This is a genomic window from Leptospira yasudae, assembly GCF_003545925.1.
GTDB classification, from domain to species: Bacteria; Spirochaetota; Leptospiria; order Leptospirales; family Leptospiraceae; genus Leptospira; species Leptospira yasudae.
Window position 1 is genome coordinate 661490 of record NZ_QHCU01000001.1, and the last position, 19274, is coordinate 680763.

The 19274-nt window shown below is 44.1% G+C and carries 16 protein-coding genes; 9 read left to right on the plus strand and 7 right to left on the minus strand.

Translation table 11 applies throughout. The features are described 5' to 3' along the window. Positions 1-10: 10 nt before the first annotated feature. From DLM76_RS03290 to DLM76_RS03300, 3 genes are read right to left on the minus strand one after another with little or no spacing between them, the layout of a single operon-like run. A complete protein-coding gene (locus DLM76_RS03290) occupies positions 11-556 on the minus strand; it encodes a GyrI-like domain-containing protein (RefSeq protein ID WP_118964338.1) in 546 nt (181 codons plus the stop codon). Positions 557-563: 7 nt separating this feature from the next. Further along, complete coding sequence (locus DLM76_RS03295) at positions 564-1070, minus strand: hypothetical protein (RefSeq protein WP_118964339.1); 507 nt, start codon at positions 1068-1070, stop codon at positions 564-566. Between the two features lies 1 nt (position 1071). Further along, positions 1072-1422 carry a PadR family transcriptional regulator gene (locus DLM76_RS03300; protein WP_118964340.1) on the minus strand — a complete coding sequence of 117 codons (351 nt, stop codon included), beginning with the start codon at positions 1420-1422 and terminating at the stop codon, positions 1072-1074. A 234-nt stretch (positions 1423-1656) separates the two neighbouring features. Here DLM76_RS03300 and DLM76_RS03305 point away from each other — a divergent pair, with 234 nt between their 5' ends. Genes DLM76_RS03305 through DLM76_RS03315 form a run of 3 tightly spaced genes read left to right on the plus strand, consistent with a single transcriptional unit; the run spans position 1657 to position 3909 of the window. Beyond that, entirely contained in the window at positions 1657-2487 is an 831-nt protein-coding gene (locus DLM76_RS03305) for an ankyrin repeat domain-containing protein (protein ID WP_118964341.1), read from the plus strand. Continuing rightward, the gene (locus DLM76_RS03310) at positions 2484-3170 is read left to right on the plus strand and encodes a TetR/AcrR family transcriptional regulator (protein ID WP_118954972.1); all 687 of its coding nucleotides are present in this window, start codon (positions 2484-2486) and stop codon (positions 3168-3170) included. Before DLM76_RS03305 ends, DLM76_RS03310 begins: the two co-directional genes overlap by 4 nt. Next, on the plus strand, positions 3154-3909 hold the full coding sequence (locus tag DLM76_RS03315; RefSeq protein ID WP_277749312.1) for a PPK2 family polyphosphate kinase: 756 nt from the start codon (positions 3154-3156) through the stop codon (positions 3907-3909). The genes DLM76_RS03310 and DLM76_RS03315 overlap by 17 nt, the downstream gene beginning before the upstream one ends. Before the next feature lie 268 nt (positions 3910-4177). Here DLM76_RS03315 and DLM76_RS03320 read toward each other — a convergent pair whose 3' ends face one another. Both DLM76_RS03320 and DLM76_RS03325 read right to left on the minus strand, forming a co-directional pair. After that, positions 4178-4936, minus strand: a complete 759-nt coding sequence (locus DLM76_RS03320; RefSeq protein ID WP_118964343.1) for an LIC10244 family PerRA/PerRB upregulated protein — start codon at positions 4934-4936, stop codon at positions 4178-4180. A gap of 251 nt (positions 4937-5187) precedes the next feature. Further along, entirely contained in the window at positions 5188-5949 is a 762-nt protein-coding gene (locus DLM76_RS03325) for a YqjF family protein (RefSeq protein ID WP_118954969.1), read from the minus strand. 461 nt (positions 5950-6410) lie between these two features. Here DLM76_RS03325 and DLM76_RS03330 point away from each other — a divergent pair, with 461 nt between their 5' ends. The 3 genes from DLM76_RS03330 to ccrA all read left to right on the plus strand — a co-directional run bounded on the left by DLM76_RS03330 (position 6411) and on the right by ccrA (position 9798). Further along, positions 6411-7739 carry a M43 family zinc metalloprotease gene (locus DLM76_RS03330; protein WP_158586364.1) on the plus strand — a complete coding sequence of 443 codons (1329 nt, stop codon included), beginning with the start codon at positions 6411-6413 and terminating at the stop codon, positions 7737-7739. 23 nt (positions 7740-7762) lie between these two features. Next, positions 7763-8287: a hypothetical protein gene (locus DLM76_RS03335; RefSeq protein WP_118964345.1), complete on the plus strand. Its 525-nt coding sequence runs from the start codon at positions 7763-7765 to the stop codon at positions 8285-8287. Between the two features lie 263 nt (positions 8288-8550). After that, positions 8551-9798 (plus strand): crotonyl-CoA carboxylase/reductase, encoded by a 1248-nt coding sequence (gene ccrA, locus DLM76_RS03340; RefSeq protein WP_118964346.1) that lies wholly within the window; start codon positions 8551-8553, stop codon positions 9796-9798. Between the two features lie 231 nt (positions 9799-10029). On the opposite strand, the gene DLM76_RS03345 is transcribed toward ccrA, so the two are convergent. Then, complete coding sequence (locus DLM76_RS03345; protein ID WP_118964347.1) at positions 10030-11013, minus strand: phenylacetate--CoA ligase family protein; 984 nt, start codon at positions 11011-11013, stop codon at positions 10030-10032. Positions 11014-11290: 277 nt separating this feature from the next. Here DLM76_RS03345 and DLM76_RS03350 point away from each other — a divergent pair, with 277 nt between their 5' ends. Together DLM76_RS03350 and DLM76_RS03355 are read left to right on the plus strand one after the other, a co-directional pair. After that, the gene (locus DLM76_RS03350; RefSeq protein WP_118954964.1) at positions 11291-14167 is read left to right on the plus strand and encodes a SpoIIE family protein phosphatase; all 2877 of its coding nucleotides are present in this window, start codon (positions 11291-11293) and stop codon (positions 14165-14167) included. Then, positions 14157-15767, plus strand: coding sequence for an N-acyl amino acid synthase FeeM domain-containing protein (locus DLM76_RS03355; RefSeq protein WP_118954963.1), 1611 nt, complete (start codon positions 14157-14159; stop codon positions 15765-15767). Before DLM76_RS03350 ends, DLM76_RS03355 begins: the two co-directional genes overlap by 11 nt. On the opposite strand, the gene DLM76_RS03360 is transcribed toward DLM76_RS03355, so the two are convergent. After that, a complete protein-coding gene (locus DLM76_RS03360) occupies positions 15755-16699 on the minus strand; it encodes an alpha/beta hydrolase (RefSeq protein ID WP_118954962.1) in 945 nt (314 codons plus the stop codon). The genes DLM76_RS03355 and DLM76_RS03360 overlap by 13 nt on opposite strands. Before the next feature lie 223 nt (positions 16700-16922). On the opposite strand from DLM76_RS03360, the gene DLM76_RS03365 reads away from it, so the two are divergent. Continuing rightward, positions 16923-19271, plus strand: a complete 2349-nt coding sequence (locus DLM76_RS03365) for a phosphatase domain-containing putative toxin (protein WP_118964348.1) — start codon at positions 16923-16925, stop codon at positions 19269-19271. The last annotated feature ends 3 nt before the right edge of the window (positions 19272-19274 follow it).

The window sequence follows — 19274 nt, forward strand, 5'->3', positions numbered from 1 at the left end:
AGAAACCGAGTCAATCCAACGAAAGAAGATAAGTCGTCTTATACGTCGTAAGGGGTTCGTAGATTTCCATCGAAGCTTTTCCTTTGATATCGCATCCTTTTTCTTCGCAAGCTCTGAAAATCTTCGGATAAACCTTATAAATTCCTAAAAAGATCGAAAGAAAATTCTTAAGAGGAAATTCCGCGACGAGATATTTTTTCGCTGGAATGGTTCTCGCCTTCAGTTCGATGGAAAGACCGTCCGGAATTTTGGAAATGGGTTCCGCAAAAATAGCCCCGACTTCGCTACGCAGTTTGTCCTTCGGAACTTCGTTCGGATTGTCCAAATAGATCCCGAATAATTTAAAGTCCTTGAATCCTTTTTCGGGAAGTTCCTTCTGGAGAACTTCGAACGTTAAACCGACATTGCGATAATCTCCGATTCGCTCGTGCGAAAGAATGTAGAACGGCCCTTGTGTTTCTTCCCGAACCTGAACCCGATCGAATGCGCCCATATAAAACAAAAAACCGACGAGCGCCACGCCCAAAACTAAAATACTCAACGCGAGAATTTTCATAACCACCTCAAAGAATTAAAATTAAGAAGAAGGGAACGATCAAACCGTAATTCAAATACAGCCAATACGAGTATCGATTCAAAACGGTTCGTTTCTTTTTTGAGAAGAACAAGTCGCGAACCAAAAGAAATCCGGCGACGAATAAAAGGAAAGGAAGAAAGAACTCCGCGGACTTGTTTCTTTCATACGGAAAGTTGTGAAAGAATTTCAGCCAGCCTTCCCCTCCCACGAAAAAACTCGCGAAGATCGAAAGCAAAAACAAATCCCAAGGAATCAGAATGAAGATTCCGAACGCAGTACTGCGATTGTGCCTCCAAACGAGGGAAAAAACCTTTTGTTCGCTCGCAATTCTTTCCCGAAAACCGGACAAAAGAATATCAAACAAATCGAATATTCTAAATTTTCCTTCCGTATACGAATCCTCCAAACCGCTCAGAATCGCATTCTTATACGTTTTGGAATAAGAAGAAGGATAAGCGAATTCCACGAAGAGTTGAAAACATCGAAAGATCATCTTAGTTTTCCAGAAGATCCAATTTCTTGGCCCGTTTTAATGCGGATTCCATCTTTTTCAATTCGTGGATCAAAATCTCTTTTCCATCCGGAGTGATTTCATAATAGAGCCTTCTTGGGTCGTCCCCCGGTTCGAGTTTTCGTTTGGAATGTCGAATCCAACCGTAACCGCGAATCGATTCCAAGGTTCGATACAGAGTTCCGGGGCCTAAACGAAAATTTCCTTCCGAAGAAATCTCGACCGATTTTGCGATTCCATATCCGTGCTGCGGCCCTTCCGCCAGTGAAAGCAGAATATGAAACATAGCCGGAGTGATTCCTTTGATTTCGGAGAATTCTTCCTTGGCTCTCATATATATCCATTATAGATATATTCATATCGGACACAAGTAATTTTTCGTTCCAACACGGGGATCGCATCTTCACTTCGAAATTCTCTGGGGGAAACGCAAACCACGATAAAAACTCGGGTCATTCTCCATTTGGAAAAGCTCCACGGATTTTTTTTGAACATGTTCAATTTTTTTGATTGAAAAAATTCGGTGAAGGTGTTATTTTTTGAACATGTTCAAATTTGGAGTTAAATTATGAAACGCATCTTTGTTTGGGCTCTATTCTTCGGAATCAGCGCCTCGGCCTTTGCGGATTCCCAATCCGATTTCTTTGAATCGGTTCGAATCGGGAATCTCGCGAAGTTGGAAAAAATCTATTCGGAAAGTCCGTCGATGTTCGACAACACCGATAGTCGCGGCAGATCCGCGGTTTTTTACGCGATCGAAAGCGGAAACCCTTCCGTAGTTCAGTTCGTGTTGGATCGCAACAACAGGATCGACACACCTGATAACGCGGGAGAATATCCGATTCACTACGCAGCGAGAATGCCGGACAGCAAAATCGTTGATTTGGTTTTGATTCGCGATTCTTTCAGCGGCTATCTGACACGCAACGGAGAGAACGCTCTCGATATCGCATCCCATTACGGAAACAACAGCGTCGTCGCGTATCTGTTGGCGAAAGGTCTTAAGTATTCGAAGCCGGGTTCGGGTCCGTTCACCATCGGACTTTACGTCGGATATTTGATCATCAGCATCCTAATGACTATCTGGGTTGCGAGAACTCTTTTCAACAACGGAAGAATTTTTCTGATCCAGATGTTCAACGGGGAAGAGAAACTCGCGGATTCGATCAATCATCTTTTGATCGTCGGATTTTATCTGATCAACATCGGCTATATAAGCCTTTCCTTGACCTCCAGTCAAAAACCTTTAGACCTGGCAGAATGTATCGAAATTCTCACCACAAAAGTCGGTGTCGTACTTTTGCTTCTGGGAGCGATGCACTTTTTCAATCTCTTCCTGTTCGCAAAATTCAGAAAGAAAATTTCCCACACTTTCGGAGAAGCTGAAGTTCCCGCATGATTCGGAAAAAATCGAAAACGCAAAAAGAGACCGGCAAGTCGCAACAGACCCGGTCTCTTCTTTTTAAAACCGCGATTTCCTTATTTCAGAAAGAAGGTTATGACGAAACCACGATGCGCGCCATCGCGCAAAAGGCGGGCCTTGCGGTGGGCGCTTCGTATTATCATTTTAAAACGAAGGAAGACATCGTTCTGGAGTTTTACAGACAGACTCAAGACGACGCAAACATTCAAAATAACGAATATTGCAAAATCGAATCCGACTTGAAGGCCAGGGTTAAAAACGTCATTCGATACAAGTTGAGCCAGTTTCAAGGATACGAAAAATTCCTGCACGTACTCGCAAGGAGCGGAGGAGATCCCCAGCATCCTCTTTCCCCTTTCAGCAAAGAAACGAAGCAGATTCGGGAAGACGCGATTTCTCTTTTTAAAAACGCGATCGATTCCTCCAAGGATTCTCTGCCTTCCGATTTAAAGGAAGAACTTCCCTCGTTGTTCTGGCTCTTTCAAATGGGAATCATTTATGTTTGGCTGTTCGACGGATCGGCTCATAAGAAAAAGACCGAACTTCTTTTGGATAAGGGTTTGGATCTTGTATTTCAACTTTTAAAACTTTCCTCATTGCCGATCTTTCGATCGGTCCGCAAATCCATTCTATCCATAATCGATCTTTTCAAACAATAACGCGCAGGAACCGGAACGTATGAATCTCGAAAACGCAGACACTCTTCCTCCCAAAGAAAAAATCAAAGAAGAAGTCCTTCTAAAAACGGAAGAGTATCTCAAAGAACTTTCCGGACTTCAGGAAAAATTATACGCGCAGAAAAAACGTTCGGTCTTGATTCTTTTGCAGGGAGTGGACACTTCGGGAAAGGACGGAACGATCAAACACGTTTTTGCGGGAATCAATCCGCAAGGATGCTGCGTGAAATCCTGGACCAAGCCGAACTCGGAAGAGATCCAGTACGACTTTTTATGGAGAATCCACAAATACGTTCCTCCGAAAGGGATGATCTACATTCACAATCGATCGCATTACGAAGACGTGTTGATGCCTAAGATTTTAGGAACTCTTTCGGAAAAAAGAATCGAAGAACGATTGGAATCGATCCGCGATTTCGAAAAACATCTTCAGCGCGAGAACGAAACTCTGATTCTTAAATTCTTTCTGCATATTTCCAAGGAAGAGCAAAAACAAAGAATCACGGAACGCCTATCGGATCCCGATAAAACCTGGAAATACGATCCGTCCGATCAGACGACGCAAGACCGTTGGGACGATTATCAAAAAGCGTACGAGACGATCTTTCGATATAAGGAACAGGAAAAAGAATGGAACGTGATTCCCGCCGATAAGAAATGGTTCCGCAATTATCAAATCGCCAAAATTCTTTGCAAAGAATTGGAAAAGATCGTTTCTTAAATCGGCAAATAAGAACGTGTAAGAGACGACTTGCATTTGCGGATAAGAATCACGAAAACGTCATCGATGAAATTCTCAATCCGCAAAACAAAAAAGGCCGAATTTTAACATTCGGCCTTTCAACTCCTAACTAAGAAGTCCGGTTGTCGTTTTACAGCGTGTCTCAAATCTTAATTATACTTTGATAGAAAGGCAAGCTGCAAGGTTCTGTCCCTGACGCTGCGATCCTTAGAGAGCAGTGTCATTGAGTTTTCTTTGGGACAGGTTCTTATAAGGCCCGATTCATTCCCTTTTTAGAGGCAAAGACGCCGAGAATTTTCAACTGCGCTTCCTTTACCTTTTCCGAGCTATCGTAAGAATCGTCCGACCTCATCAATTCCTTCATGAGCCAGCGGGAGGATTCTCTATCAAGAAAATCTAATACTTGAATCACGAGCTTTTCACGCACGCTTTTCAACGCCTCCGCAAGATCGGGAAGACTCACTTGTCTCAACAGATCCTTCAGCTCGTTGTAAGAAAGAGAATGAAACGCGCGGCTCAACAGTATGTCCGAATCGATCTGCGGTTTCGAATTGCAGAATTCCGCGTAAAAATCGTTGAGAAGGATCGTATCGATCTCCTTTCTTTTCTGAGTTACGAAATTCCAAAAACTTTCCTGATACGATTCCCCGAAATAAGAAGCCACTTTTTCCAGAAACACGGTAATGTGCAGCTCCTTCTGAATCGCCTCCATTCCTTCGAGTATGATGATTCTATCTAATAATTCTTTTCCTTCGTAATTTCCGGAAACGATATAACCTTTCAGGATATTGTGGACGTTTTCCGCATCCATTCCGATTCCCATCAGATCGAATCCCTTTCTCAGAAGAAACGGATGTTCTTCGGAATCGAAAGCATCGATCAAAAAATATTTTCCAAAGACATAACACTTCTCGCTGAGTTCCAACATCATCCCTAATGTTTTCAGACTTTTTTCGCGATCAGAGTCTTTGCAGATAAGTTGATCGGGTCGTATGTGTGCCAGCATGCCTTCGTTTCTCCGAAATGGTATTGTCGATTCTTGATAAACCTCGTTCCGTTTTAAACGCGAGATTTCAATCAGTGAATTCTTTGTGAATAAAGATGCATCAATAGACGTGCGAATGCTTTTTTTTCAAACCCTTTTCCGACATTTTCCGAAGGAAAACCGCAAATTCTTTCCTCAATTTTCGTCGCTTCTAATCCCTTCGTTTTAGTTTGGACCGCAAATGGACTCTTCGTATTCAAATTCCATCAGCCTTAAGTCATGGGAATCATCGGATACAGAGCTACTTTCAAAGATTGCGAGTAATGAATCAAAGGTTCGGTTTGTAAAACGGGGATTCTATGACTTTGCAGAATCGTGTTTTCGTAGATTTTACATTCACCTTTTTGCAACGGCCAGGGAAGATGATGCACTTCGGCGCGGTAAATTCTTCCCGAAGAATCCTTACAATAAAGACAATATCGTTCGGTCAGCCAATGCTCCAGCGTTCCCGGCTGCGATCGATACGGTTCGGAAATCGGTTGATAGACCGCGTAAAATCTGGCGTGGTTCGCGCGAGCATCGGTTCGATCACTATAAAATGTTTTTTGAATATTCTTTCTTTGCAATGTCATATCCGCGTTGAGATACGGAAGATGAAAGAATTTTCTCGCGATTTCAACAACCAGGGGATTGCTCGCATCCAAACTGAAGAAATATACGCCGGGTTTATCCTGGGCTCGAACGTAGGTTCGGACGTTCAATTCTGGAAAGTAAGAAAGCCAAGGAAGCGGCGGAAGATAGGCAGGCCGTACGCCTTTCATGCGAAAGGGAACCAATCCTATATAGGCTTTTCCTTGATGCGTGTCCGCGTTCAATCCTTTCGGAAGAACCTCTTCCAAAAAGCCGATCGGAATTTCCCAGTGAAGGAAGGCGAGCTCTTCCCAATACTGAATCATGAACGGTTTCGCTTTCGGCAAAGCCCAAGGTCGATGTGCGGTTTGGCTCAGTATGGATGAAAGTGAATTCGGATTCATCGCGGGATGAATTTACATTCTCCATTGGGAACGAATAGAAGTTTTTGCGGGAACTTCTGCATTTTGCGAAAGGCTTTAACGGATAAAGGCCGTATTCTCTTTCAAGGTAAAGCGATTCGTTTTGAAGAGTAGGAAAAGTTCTTATATCGATTCAGCCCTAAAGTAAGACACGACCTGTTTCTTTTTTTAATTTAAATCTTACCCCATGACAGAAACTCGTTTTAACAAGACGCTTCAGCCGCAATCGATTGATTCGAAAGAATGCGACACTTACGCACATATCATTTTATAAATACGGACACCTCCGCTAAAAATCAAAACGGTCTGTCTGCTTTCTCCATCCACTTCGATAGGAATAGACAAAGGTTCCCTATATGAAAAAGAATTTTAAAAAGTTTCTCCTCTCATTCTTAATCGGTGTTTCATTCGTAAATTGCCCCGGAGGCGGTGGCGGTTCGGATATGTCCTCCCTTCTTTTCTTGGTTATGGGTAATGGAACCTCCAATTCAGGCAGCAACAAACCGAACACACCGGCTGCAGCTCCCTGTATGGAAAAGAATTCGTTTACGATTTCCAGCGGAACTGCTTGGACCTTCAGCGGACTTCCCTACTATTACTCGAGCGCAAAAACGTTCATATTATCTCCATCGAAACCTTCTTCGATTTTTTATGCGAAACAGGATCATTCTTTCAACGATCCGAATACGGATTATCGTCCCGTACTTCCGACCTTTTATGATTCTTCCGGTAACAATTTCTTAAATAGAGAACCTTGGAACGTGTTTACGGTCGCTTCGATGGCTCCGTACGGCTCCAACGGTTTTTATTATGCGAATAAGTATGTAAGCAACAGCTCCTCCTCGGGACAACTCAACGCGGTGGACTTTAATTTTCCGGTCAATCCGGCCACGACAAACGCGAGTGCTTCGATCGTTACGAACTGTAGAAAGTTGGACTCTGATGAACAATTCTTTTCCACAGGCGGAGGTTCTTCGAACACAAACGGGTTGAGCAAGGTTTGGACCAATCGCAGAAAATTGAATGTGAATCTGATCTTTATCAAAGACGGAATCAACCGTGCTTATCCGAATCCGACGGAAGCGGGTTTACAAACCGCTTTGGATCGATGGAAATCGATCTATTCTCAAAACTCGGTGAAAATCGACATTCAATTCACGGTCACGGAATTGGATTCTTCGGAATTTCTTTCCCTTTCTTCTCTTTCCACGGATTTTTATTCGGTCGCCGGAAGTTTGGGAAAACTATTCGTATCCACTTCTTCCATTCAATCGGATACGGCTTTAAATCTTTTTATCGCAAGAGATGAAACCGAAGTCGGCGGGGTTCTCGGTATTTCCGGCGGCGTTCCGGGCAGCGTCGGTCTCAAAGGAACGCCTCAATCCGGGATGATCGTGTTTATCGAACCGCATCGTTCTTCGGGGACGGTGGGTTCCATTCTCAGCGCCACGGACCAAAGTTTTCTCGGCGATACGATGGCTCATGAGGCCGGTCATTTTCTCGGATTGTTTCATACGGTGGAACGCGCAGGTCAAAGCGGGTCGACTTATCCGAACCGAACGATGGATCCTCTGATCGAAACTCCTCTTTGCACTTCCACCCGAAACACGAACGGAAACGGAGTCGTGGACATTTCGGAATGCAGCGGCACCGGTTTTTTCGACTCGGGCGCTTTGAATCTAATGTTCTGGGCAGGAGACGGCGTGACTCAACAAACGCAGCTCACCGGAGAACAGGGTTGGGTTTTAAGAATGAACCCCCTCGTTTACTAAACTCAATTAGGAAATTCTAAATTATGAAACGCTTAATCTACCTTATTCTTTCGATTTTGATTCTTTCCGTTCCGGTTTTTGCGGAGAATCTGGACCAACAAAAACTTTCCAATATCAAACGCGCCCTTTCCGTTACGAGACATCAGGAAGACCTGAACGAACTTAAAACGGAACTCGAATCCTACGCGTCGGACCCTTCTCCCTATTTGATCGCGGTGATTCAGGAACCGGGAACCAGGGTTTATATCCGCACAAGAGCTTTGAATCTGCTTCAGTTTTATTCCTCGGAGTCAAACGCGCAGTTCTTGGAATCGAAAATCTCCGCCAACGACGAACATGATTCCGTCCGTAAATTCGCGATCCGTAGCTACGCGATTTCACAAAGAGGCCAATCTTCGAAGGTTGAGTCCTTTTTAGGAAAATTCAAAACCGATTCTCACCTGGGGGGTTTTGTCCAGAGAACCCTGAAGGAATACAACACAAACGGCCAATTGGAAAAGAAACATTCCCCGAATCGGGAATTCGACCGTTCTCATTTGAAAAAGTAAGTTTTGACTCCTGGGTTAGCGGAAAAGGCCCTTTCGGTGATTCCGGAGGGGCCTTTTTTGTGGGAACTCTTACATTTTTGTCGCACGAAGAAATTCCGTTCTTCCCGCGACTGTAGGAACTCCAACGTTTCATAACTTAAGGGATAATTCCCCTTCCGAAGCCGTCAGAACTCCTTCAAAAACGGGCCGATTCTCCCTAAAAACGTAGGAACTCCCCCTAAAATTGGTGTAGATCAAATACCAAAGTTCAGAAATCTGTGCACATGAGCCAAATTGAATCCGTACCAATCGGAACCCTCCCACCCTTGGGACAGGTTCCTAAAAAAATGTATGCGCAGGTCGTTCGTCCCGAGCGCTACGGCGATCCGATCAAAGCAATTCAGGAAGAACTCATCGATGTTCCAGAAATAGCTCCGGACGAGGTTCTCGTCGCGGTAATGGCAGCCGGTGTAAATTATAACAATGTTTGGGCCGCTCTCGGATTTCCCGTAGATGTTATCGCCGCAAGAAACAAAAAAGGCGAACCGGAAAAGTTCCATATCGGCGGGTCCGATGCATCCGGGATCGTTTACAAAGTCGGTTCCGAAGTTAAGAACGTAAAAGTCGGTGACGAAGTCGTTCTTCACTGCGGAATTTGGGATAAAAACGATCCTTGGGTCAAAGCGGGAAAAGATCCTATGTTTGCCCCTTCTCAGTTGATCTGGGCTTACGAAACCAACTGGGGATCCTTTGCACAGTTCTGCAAGGTTCAAGATCATCAGTGCCTTCCAAAGCCGAAACATCTGACTTGGGAAGAAGCCGCCGCCTATATGCTCGTAGGAGCTACCGCATATAGAATGCTCCACCACTGGAAACCGAACGACGTACAAAAAGGCGACGTGGTTCTGATCTGGGGAGGTGCGGGCGGACTGGGCGCAATGGCGATTCAGATCGTAAAAGCCGCAGGCGGAATCCCGATCGCAGTCGTTTCCGAAGACGATAAAATCGACTTCTGTATGAAACTCGGCGCGGCAGGCGTAATCAATCGTAAGAAGTTCAACCACTGGGGAGCCCTTACCTCCGAAATCAACAAGACGGAAAAATTCGTAGAATGGACGAAGGCCGCTCGCGAATTCGGAAAGGCGATCTGGGACATCGCAGGAAAAGGAAATAACCCGAAGATCGTGTTCGAACATCCGGGTGAAACCACCATTCCTACTTCCATGTTCGTTTGCGAAACGGGCGGTATGGTAGTGATCTGCGCGGGAACCACGGGATACAACGCGACCGTCGACTTGCGTTATCTTTGGATGAGACAAAAACGTCTCCAAGGTTCTCACTTTGCGAACGACGAAAACTCAAAAGGTCTGAACGACTTGGTCATCGACAAAAAAGTAGATCCTTGTCTTTCTAAAACCTTCACATGGAACGAGACTGCACACTCTCACCAATTGATGAAGGAAAACAAACACCCGGCTGGAAACATGTCCATCCTGGTCGGAGCCGAAAAACCCGGATTAGGAAAGAAATAATTTCTTTTTCCGATTCGATTTCAAACCCCGGGGGCGATTCGCTTTCGGGGTTTTTTATTTTAAGGGGGGAATTCGGCCGCGTCCGTCTTACGACGGACCGCGCTCTCAGCTCCGGTCAATAAATTGAAAAATGAATTCAAAATAACTCAATTTATTGACCACGCTTCGATCGCTCGCGGAACGATTAAGCCTCACTGAATGCTCGAAAAGTAAAATATTTCGGGTCCGTTTTCAAACCAAAACGGGCAGCTTATTGGAAGGATGAATCCGATTCAGCTTTTGTTTCAAAAGAGAATACGTTTTTCCCTTAATCGAGTAAGAACCGATGTTCGCGGAATCGCCCGAATAAAAAACCCGAGCCTGTTCCGTGCTGATCTGCACGTTGGTCAAACCGAGATTCAAAAGTTGTTCCACCTCGTCTCTGAAGTCGAAGGACCGATCCCCTCTCCTTCTAACGTCCACGATCTTACCCGATTTGCAAAATACGTCGTCCCCCATATCATAGAACTTACCGATCGGAAACAAAAGATCCGGAAAATTATCCTGAACGATCAACGGATGCCAGCCGTCCGATTCCAGAGGAATTTGAAACGAAAACCGCTCTTTCTGTAAAACGTAGACGGATTCGTCTTCTGCGCTCGTAAACGTACGCAGTGCAACGGCGGGCATCTCCGTAGAACCGTATTGTTCGATGAGAAAAATCCCCGGAAACCTCTGAAAGATTTTCTTAATATCGGATAAATAAATTCTTTCCCCGCCTAACTTGATCGCTTTGAGATTGGAAAGGGAAACCGAAGAATCGTCGATCAATTCGCGAACTACGCTCGGATAACAGGAGATCACGTGAGGATCGAAACCGTCCAACTGATCGACTTCGTCCAATTGAAAGGATCGCATGGAAATCGCTCCCATCTGCAGTTTTACGGCGGCCTCGGTATGCGAGATCCCGCCGAATAACGCGATCCGTTCCGGATAGGATTGATAGAATTCGACATAAGGCCGAATAACCCGCTTTGCGATGTCGGCGACGTCGGCTTTGGAACGAGGGATTAACAACGGTTCGGAAGTGCTTCCGCTGGAAGCCTGAATGATTACATCTTCACCGATAGGTTTTCTTTGAAGGAACGATTCAATTTCGGATTCCGTTAACTTTCCGCTCTGTAGAATATTCAAATATTCCTGTTTAATATAATCCTTTCCCACATATCCGCTCATTTTTCACCTTCTTAAATTTAGATCTACGATCGTTTATTTTTTGCGTTGCATTAAAATTAGAATATTCTCTTTTACTATATTCGAATGTCCGATAACGGAATACTCTAATGTACTTATAATCTAACTGTAAATAAACGCGACTCTCCTTTCCATTTCGCTCGTTCTATAATAATCAAATTTCAACGAGGAAATAAATTTACAGTTTGACTCAATTATTTCAACTCCATTTAATATCCCTTCAGAATTTTTCACGCCTTCGATTCGAAAAGGGACAACAATGACGAATTTTCTCCAGCTCAATTATTACTCGATCGGCTATATATCCGGAACGATCTTTTCCACATTCCTATTGGTTTATCTTTTGAGTTTAAAGGGGAAGTCCAAGCAAACTTGGATTTTAGTCGGTTATTTCTTTTTTGCACTGCTTCTAAACGTCGGATTCGTATTGAGAACTTCGGTATTTACGCCGGACATCGCGAAACCTGCGAGCTTTGTCATCGCACTTTATACCTGCTTTTCCAACTTAGCGCTACTTTCTTTTATCTATTCCTTTCCTAAGAACCGCAACAAAAAGGAATCTTATATTTCCTTTTTCATTGTAGCCGGATTGGGAATCTACGGTTACGCGTATTATATATTACAAAATCTTAATTCTGAAGTATTCTACAACTACGATACGCAGTTGTTCGAATTTCAGACGCCGCAATCGACGGCTCCGATGGGGCTAATTCACTTTCTGACTTTCCTATGGATTCTTACGATCATCGTCCGTAAAACGATCGGAGAAGAAAGGGAACTTCGAAGAAGGGAAAACAACCCGGATAACCGGTTCTTTCATCTTTTATCTTCGAACGCGAGGATGCTCCGCTCTTTCGGTTACGCGGTCATTCTTCATACTTGCTTTTCCGCGGTGTATGTTTTATACGCGGCGAACAAAATTTCCTTCGCCGATTTCCAGTTGATTCTGACTTCGGCAACCAGCATTCAGCTCTTTATCTATACGGTAATCTATCTCAACAATTCTCCGCAGCCTTCCTCCTTTATGGTGAAGATCGTCGGAGTAACTTTGGTTACGACCTTAACGATTCTCAGCATCGTTTCGAGAATCACGTTCCGAATCAACGAAACCTATTTTGACGAAGCAAGAAATATAGAGATCGAAACGATCATCAAGAACATCGGTAAATTGGATAAAACCGTAGTTCCGGAAAACGTATTATACGTGTCATCGCGCCCGAAAAGCGACGGCTTATTCGCCGCAAGCTTTAAGGTGGAACACAAAAAATTGAATGCGGTTCAATCGAAACTTTTGTTTCAAAGCGAAGCCGCTGAAATGGGAAAGTATATCAATCGCTTTCAAAAGAAGGTTTTATCCTCCAAAAACGAATGGAAGGATTACTACGGTCTCGACGAAAACGCGTCCGTTTCGGTTTCCAATCGGATGTATCGTTCGCTTAAGTTAGCGAACGGAGAAACGATTCTTCTCGTTCGTTATTTATTCAAAAACGGAGATTCCATTTACGAAGTGGCCTATCCCTATTCTTCTTATATGGAAATGGTCGGATCGATCGTCGTCAAGATGGCGACTCTGATCGTCTTTACCGCTTTGCTGATCCTATTACTGTTTCCTTATCTATTTCACGGAGGATTGATTCGTCCTTTGATGTCCCTGTTGAGCGGAGTCAAAGAAGTGAACGAAGGTCAATACGAGGTTTCTGTTCCCGTTCAAGCGGAGGATGAAATCGGATTCTTATCAAGATCCTTCAACCACATGGTCGAATCGATTCGTTCCGCTCAGGAAAAACTCAAGGACTATGCGGAAACACTGGAAGAAAAAGTGGTCGAGAGAACTCACGAACTTCAACAGAGTTTGGAAAAAGTTCAGGAACTCAAAACCAAACAGGACGCTGATTATTATCTAACTTCCCTTTTGATTCAACCCTTGGGTCAGAACAAATCCTCGTCCGAAAACGTATTCGTCGAATTCTTAACCGAACAGAAAAAGAAATTTCAATTCAAACGTTGGGCTTCGGAGATCGGAGGGGATCTTTGCGTTTCGAGCAAAATCACTCTCAAAGGAAAAAGTTATTCCGTCATTCTCAACGGAGACGCGATGGGAAAATCCATGCAGGGAGCCGGGGGAGCCTTAGTACTCGGTTCGGTATTCGAAGCGATCTTGGAACGTTCGAGAAATTCCTTCGACGTCATGAACCTGTTTCCGGAACGTTGGTTAAAGAATACTTTTATAGAACTTCATAATATATTCACGAGTTTTGACGGCACGATGCTCGTATCCGTATTCGTTTGTCTCTTAGACGAAGAATCCGGTCTTCTCTATTACATGAATGCGGAACATCCCTTTCCCGCCTATTATCGCGACGGTGTCGCGAATTTTCTACCGCATCGATTCTTTTATCGAAAACTCGGAATGCCGATCAACATGGAAACGAGCCTTCATATCAATACGTTCCAATTTCAACCGAACGACGTTCTATTGATCGGTTCGGACGGAAGAGACGATATTCTCATCGCCGACGAAAGCGGAAGCAACATGAACGAAAACGAAGAACTCTTTTTACGCTGTGTTGAAAGAGGAAACGGAAACCTTCAGGAAATCGTCCGCGAAATCAAACGAATGGGAGAAGTTACGGACGATATTTCCCTGATCCGGGTGGAATACAAATTAGCCGGAATGATAGAGCCTGCGGAATCCGAAGAGGTCAACAAAACTTATACGAAGGCCCGTCAAGAATTCAAACAGAAGAATTACGACGACACGATTCCCCTCCTCGAATCCATACTCGCTAAAGATCCGATCTATCGTAGAAGCAGAAAAATTCTCAAGCTGCTTACCAACGCCTATATTCAAAAAAAGCAATATCAGAAAGCGGCGGAAATCGCATTGCACTACAGCAATACGTCGCCCGAGGATTCGGATTGCCTCTTCATTCTTTCCAAATGTTATAAAAATTCGGGAAACATAAAAAACGCGACCGACTTCGGAGAAAGACTCAGACTTCGAAATCCGGAACATAAACAAAATCTGATTCATTTATCGGAGATCTACCAGACTGCGGGCGACGTAAGCCGCGCAACGATGCTGATCAACGAGGCAAAATATTATGAGAATAACGGAAACCACAGTGAACAGTGAAGAAACCTTAGTTTCGAATATTAAAAAAGTAAAACAATACGCCCCCGCTTCGGAAAGAAGGGAACACGGCCGGATCGACGTTCGCATGGGCGGAGATATTCTCTTATTCGCCTCTCACCCGAACTGGAAGGAACCGAGAGAGTTCCGCGTCTTGGATTATTCCTCCTTAGGTCTCGGAATCGAAAGTTTGGATAAGAATCCGAGTTTGTTAAACGAAGAGTTTCAGGAAAACATTTCGATCCAAGTGGATTTCAGACTTTCGCCGAAAGACGCGAATCCCTACAGCTTCGTTTGCAGAGTTGCCAACAAATCGCACGCACCGGACCAGCCGCTTCGAGTAGGCCTGCATCGGATTTTGGGATCGGAAGATATATTCACGGATAAATTCGACGCGTTGATGGAAATTTCCGATCAAATTCCTTTGTTCGGGTTAATGGATCATCCGTTTTTGTACGACCAAACTTCGCTTATCAAAGTTAAAAGAATTTCCAAAAAACTATTCCTGATCGAAAACTACGATCAATCCCTTGCGATCTTTCCCTCTATGGAAATCGTGTTCAGCCTCAATCTATTTTCGGGCAACGAACCGATCCATGCAAAAGTCGAATCGGTGCGCCCGATTCCCGGAGGAATCAGTTTTCTCGCAAACATCGATTTTCTTTCGGAGAACACCGAAAAGGCGATCGTACGTTACTTTTTGCGTCTGATCGACATCGGTCCGTTCGCTTTGCGTAAACTCGGATTCAACACTGCGAACATTAAGAACATCATGACGTACCGTTTCGTCAAATCGCAGCAGGAATACGTGGAAGTTTTGAAGTTAAGAAAACTTGCATATTCAGCCGTGAAAAAACTGAGCAAGGAAGCCGATCTTAGCGACGTTTCTCATTGGTATGATCCGAATTGCAGAATCATAACCGCATGGCACCACAATCGCTTGATCGGAAGCGCGAACGTATTCTTCGCAAACGGAGAGGACATTCCGTTCGAACTGCAAAGACATATCAAACCGGAGGAATTCAAAAAGCTTCCGAATCCGAAAGATATGATCGAAGTCGTCGGTCTATGCATGCATCACGATTATCGCAAAAGCGATATTCTTATGGGAATATTCGAGCGGATTTTTCACGTTCTTATAACCACCAACAAATCCTATATCGTGGCGGCTTCCGATCCGTATCTTTGGAAAGTCTATGAACCTTTGGGTTTCGAAAAAACGGGAATCAAATATACGCTTCACAAAACTAGGGAGTTGGTTTTGGATGTAATCATCGTACATCGCAGAGTGGGAACCTACGGAGGTTTGAAATTGGACCCGATGCGCTGGAACGAACTCTATCGCGATATGTCGAAATATCTCGACGGGCAAGGAGCGCTTCCGAAAACGATGGGATACAAAATCTTATCGCCGATCTATAAAACCTACATCGAATACGCTAAGTTCTTGGATAACTCGCATCAGATGATAAAACAGACGCAAAAAGGGATCATACAATCGGGAATCGTTCAAAAAGTTTTGGATTATGAAATCATAAAACGATTCATCGACAACTATCAGTCCGAAAACGGAAAAAATAACGGAATTGATCAGAATCCTTGACGGGGAATGAGATTGTAGAACGGAGCGATTCGATATCGAGCGATGAAAGCTCGAATGATATCCTCGTATGCCTTCGGATTTCTGTTCCAATTTTCGCTGTGTTTCGCATTCCACGTTGTTAGGTGGATTTCCTTTTCCTGCACGGCTAGTTTGGAAAAAATCCTCTCTGAATGGGAAGGTAGAGTCGCAATGTCCGCGGCGGAATGCATGAGCAACGTAGGAGTTTTGATATCTTCGGCAAAGTGTTCGGGAGAAGAATCCTTTAAATCGGCGCCGGATCGAACACTGGCAAGCCAAATCGCGGAAGGCAACATCGTTAAGATTAAGGAAGAATACTTTACGATCGCACGTTCCCGAAAAACTACGGTGGCCTTACTGTAAGGTGAATCGGCGAGCAGAAAGGAAAATCGTTCGCCTGATTTTGCCAAGGCGAGCAAGGAGATCGACGCCCCCATAGATTGACCGGCAATCGCAATCTCTGAAGATTTAAGCCCTGTCCGATTCTTAAACCATTGAATGATTTCGAGCAGATCGTCCTTCTCATAATAACCGTATGTGGACGAATCCCCCGTACTAAGACCGTGATACCGAACATCGTAAACCAAAGAAGAACAGCCCAAACGATAAAAAAACTGGGCGTATTTTAAGACCGCATAACGAGTTACGGTATAACCGTGCGTGATAACGGAACCGCATCGTTTTTTATTCTTCGGCTCGAATAGCCAAGCTTTGATAGTAACCTGATTCAACGGAATCGTGACTTCGAGAGGATGATCGTCTAATCCGAATTTAGCGAGCGATGTGATGTTCTGCTCTTGTTTATCTTCTTCTAATGTCTTTTTCTTAAAATGGATGATTTGATCCGAAAAATAAAACACGGCGCCCGCGTACAAAACGGAGGTTACGGTTAAAAACAAAACGAATCTTTTCATGCAAGAGCCACCATTCGGAAAATGTAATTTAATGAGATCGAATCTTCAGTCAATCGATTATTGCTTAGAATTTAGACAAAATGACAAAAAAAAGTTTTTTACCTAACAAATGGATTAAAATAATCGAATTTAACAAATATGCGCGATAATTTTAATATTATTCTATTTTCATAAACCAATTGATTTTTCCGATCGGATCGATATTCTTTCCATCCCGATCGATATGCATCCACCGAAAGCGATTCTTTTCACACAGTGCCTTCAAAACGACTTCACCGCTTTAATAGAAAAATACGATCCGCTCCCCAACGCACTTCACGTTGGATATCTGGAAGCGAAGCGTCTTCTGGGAGAAATGACCGAATACGGACCGATTCATTCCTTAATTGAATGGGCTTATTCCGTCGATCCGCAGGATCTTTGGATCATTCATATTCGGGATTGGCACGATCTTTCCGATCCGTCCCAAAAAGAACATCTCGCACAATTCGGATCTCATTGTATCAAAAAAACCAAAGGCGCCGAGTTCGTATTCGAACCTTGGATTCAAAACGAAAACGATCGTCATCACATCGTAAACGCATCCGGATTAAACGACTTCGTGGATACGACCTTGGAAAAAATTCTCGCGCCGTTAAAGGGACATTCAATCAAAGTGGGAATCTCGGGAGTTTGGACCGAAGCAAAGGTGCAATTTCTTGCATACGATATTCGAACCCGATATCCCGAATGGGAAATCGCGATTTGTCCCGCACTCACTGCGTCTTCTTCCATCGGAATGCACTTTATCGCGCTGGATCAGATGAAGGAAATTCTGGGAGTAAAAATATTTCCTTCCATCGGCGCCTTCACTTCCTTTCTGAGCGGAACCGTTCCCAATCTCGAAAAAAGAATCACACATTCCAGAATTTCATCGGATCATTTTCGATACGAAGACGGATATAAGGTGGGCAACACGGACGAAAAACTTCTTCTGTATCTTTTCCGCGATTGCAAAGACGTGGAGTTTCGATGCCTGGACGGAGGTTTTTCGGGGAATGTCGTATTAAAATCCAAATCGATGGATCATATCGGACACAACCAAGTTCCTTCGGTGATCAAAATCGGACCGAGGGATTTGATCGCCAAGGAAAGAATTTCGTTCGAAAGAATCGAGGAAGTCCTCGGTAACAACGCACCTTCCATCGTGGACTTCGCCGAATTGGAAAGCAGAGGCGCGATTAAATACCGTTATGCGGCCATGCTCGAGGGAAATGTGCGGACTTTCCAAAAGACGTTCGAAAACTCGGAAGATATCCGAGAAATCGAGTCGATCTTGGATACGGTTTTCCTAAAGCAGCTCGGAAAACTCTACGAAGCCGCATCCCAGGAGAAATTAAATTTATTAGAATATTATGATTTTCAATCCAAATACGCCTCGAGCGTTCGCAAACGCGTCGAATCGATTCTCGGCAAACCCGCCGACGGTTTGACCTTGGAGATAGAACCCGGCGTTTTTATATCGAATGTCTGTAAATTTTACGAAGAGGATTTGATTTCTCTGAAGGAATATTCCGCCGTCGCTCATTATACTTCTTATGTTCACGGGGATTTAAACGGTGCAAACATTATTCTCGACGCACAAAACAACGTTTGGCTGATCAACTTCTTTCATACGCACAAAGGACATATCCTAAAAGACCTGATCAAACTGGAAAACGACATTCTGTTTATTTTCACTAAAATAGAAACCGCGGACGAATGGAAAGAAGCGATTCGATTGAGCGAGGAACTTTTGAAAATTCCGGATTTAGGAGTTCCGATTCCGTCTCAACCCCGGCAACCCTTCGGATATCCGAAGATCGCAAAGGCGTATTCGGCCATCGCACGTCTTCGATCGTATTATCCTTCTCTAATACAAATGGACAGAGATCCGTATCAACTCCACACGGGCGCGCTTCGTTACGCAATGCATACGCTATCCTTCGACGAATCGAACGAATGGCAAAAGAAATGGGCCTTGTATCACGGAAGTCTTTGTATCGACGCGATCCGAGAATATATCGAACGATCCAAAACTCTTCGCATCGACTACTTGAAATCAGATCGAAAGGAGTCGAGTCTTTCCCGAATCGGACTTACCATTCTTCCGGGAAGAAAGGACCGCGATCGGAATTTGGAAAACGATATTGCGACCATTCGAAAGGAAGGAATCACGCATATTCTCTGTCTTTTAACGGAAAACGAATTTTTAGAATACGGAGTCAAGGACTTACGAAAAGAATATCAAACGCACGGCTTAAACGTATATCATTGTCCGGTCTTGGACCAGATGGCTCCTTTGATCGATCAGGCGATTCCGACTTTGCAATGGATGGACCAAGCTCTTTCCCAAAACGGAAAATTACTCATTCATTGCGTGGGCGGATTAGGAAGATCGGGAACGCTCGCGGCCGCTTATACGATCTGGAAAGAAAAACTCCGAGCCGAAGAGGCGATTTCCCTTGTCCGAGAATCCAGAAGTCCGAGGGCGATCGAATCGGGAATCCAGGAAGAATTCCTTTCGAACTTCGAAACAAAATTCATACATTAGAAT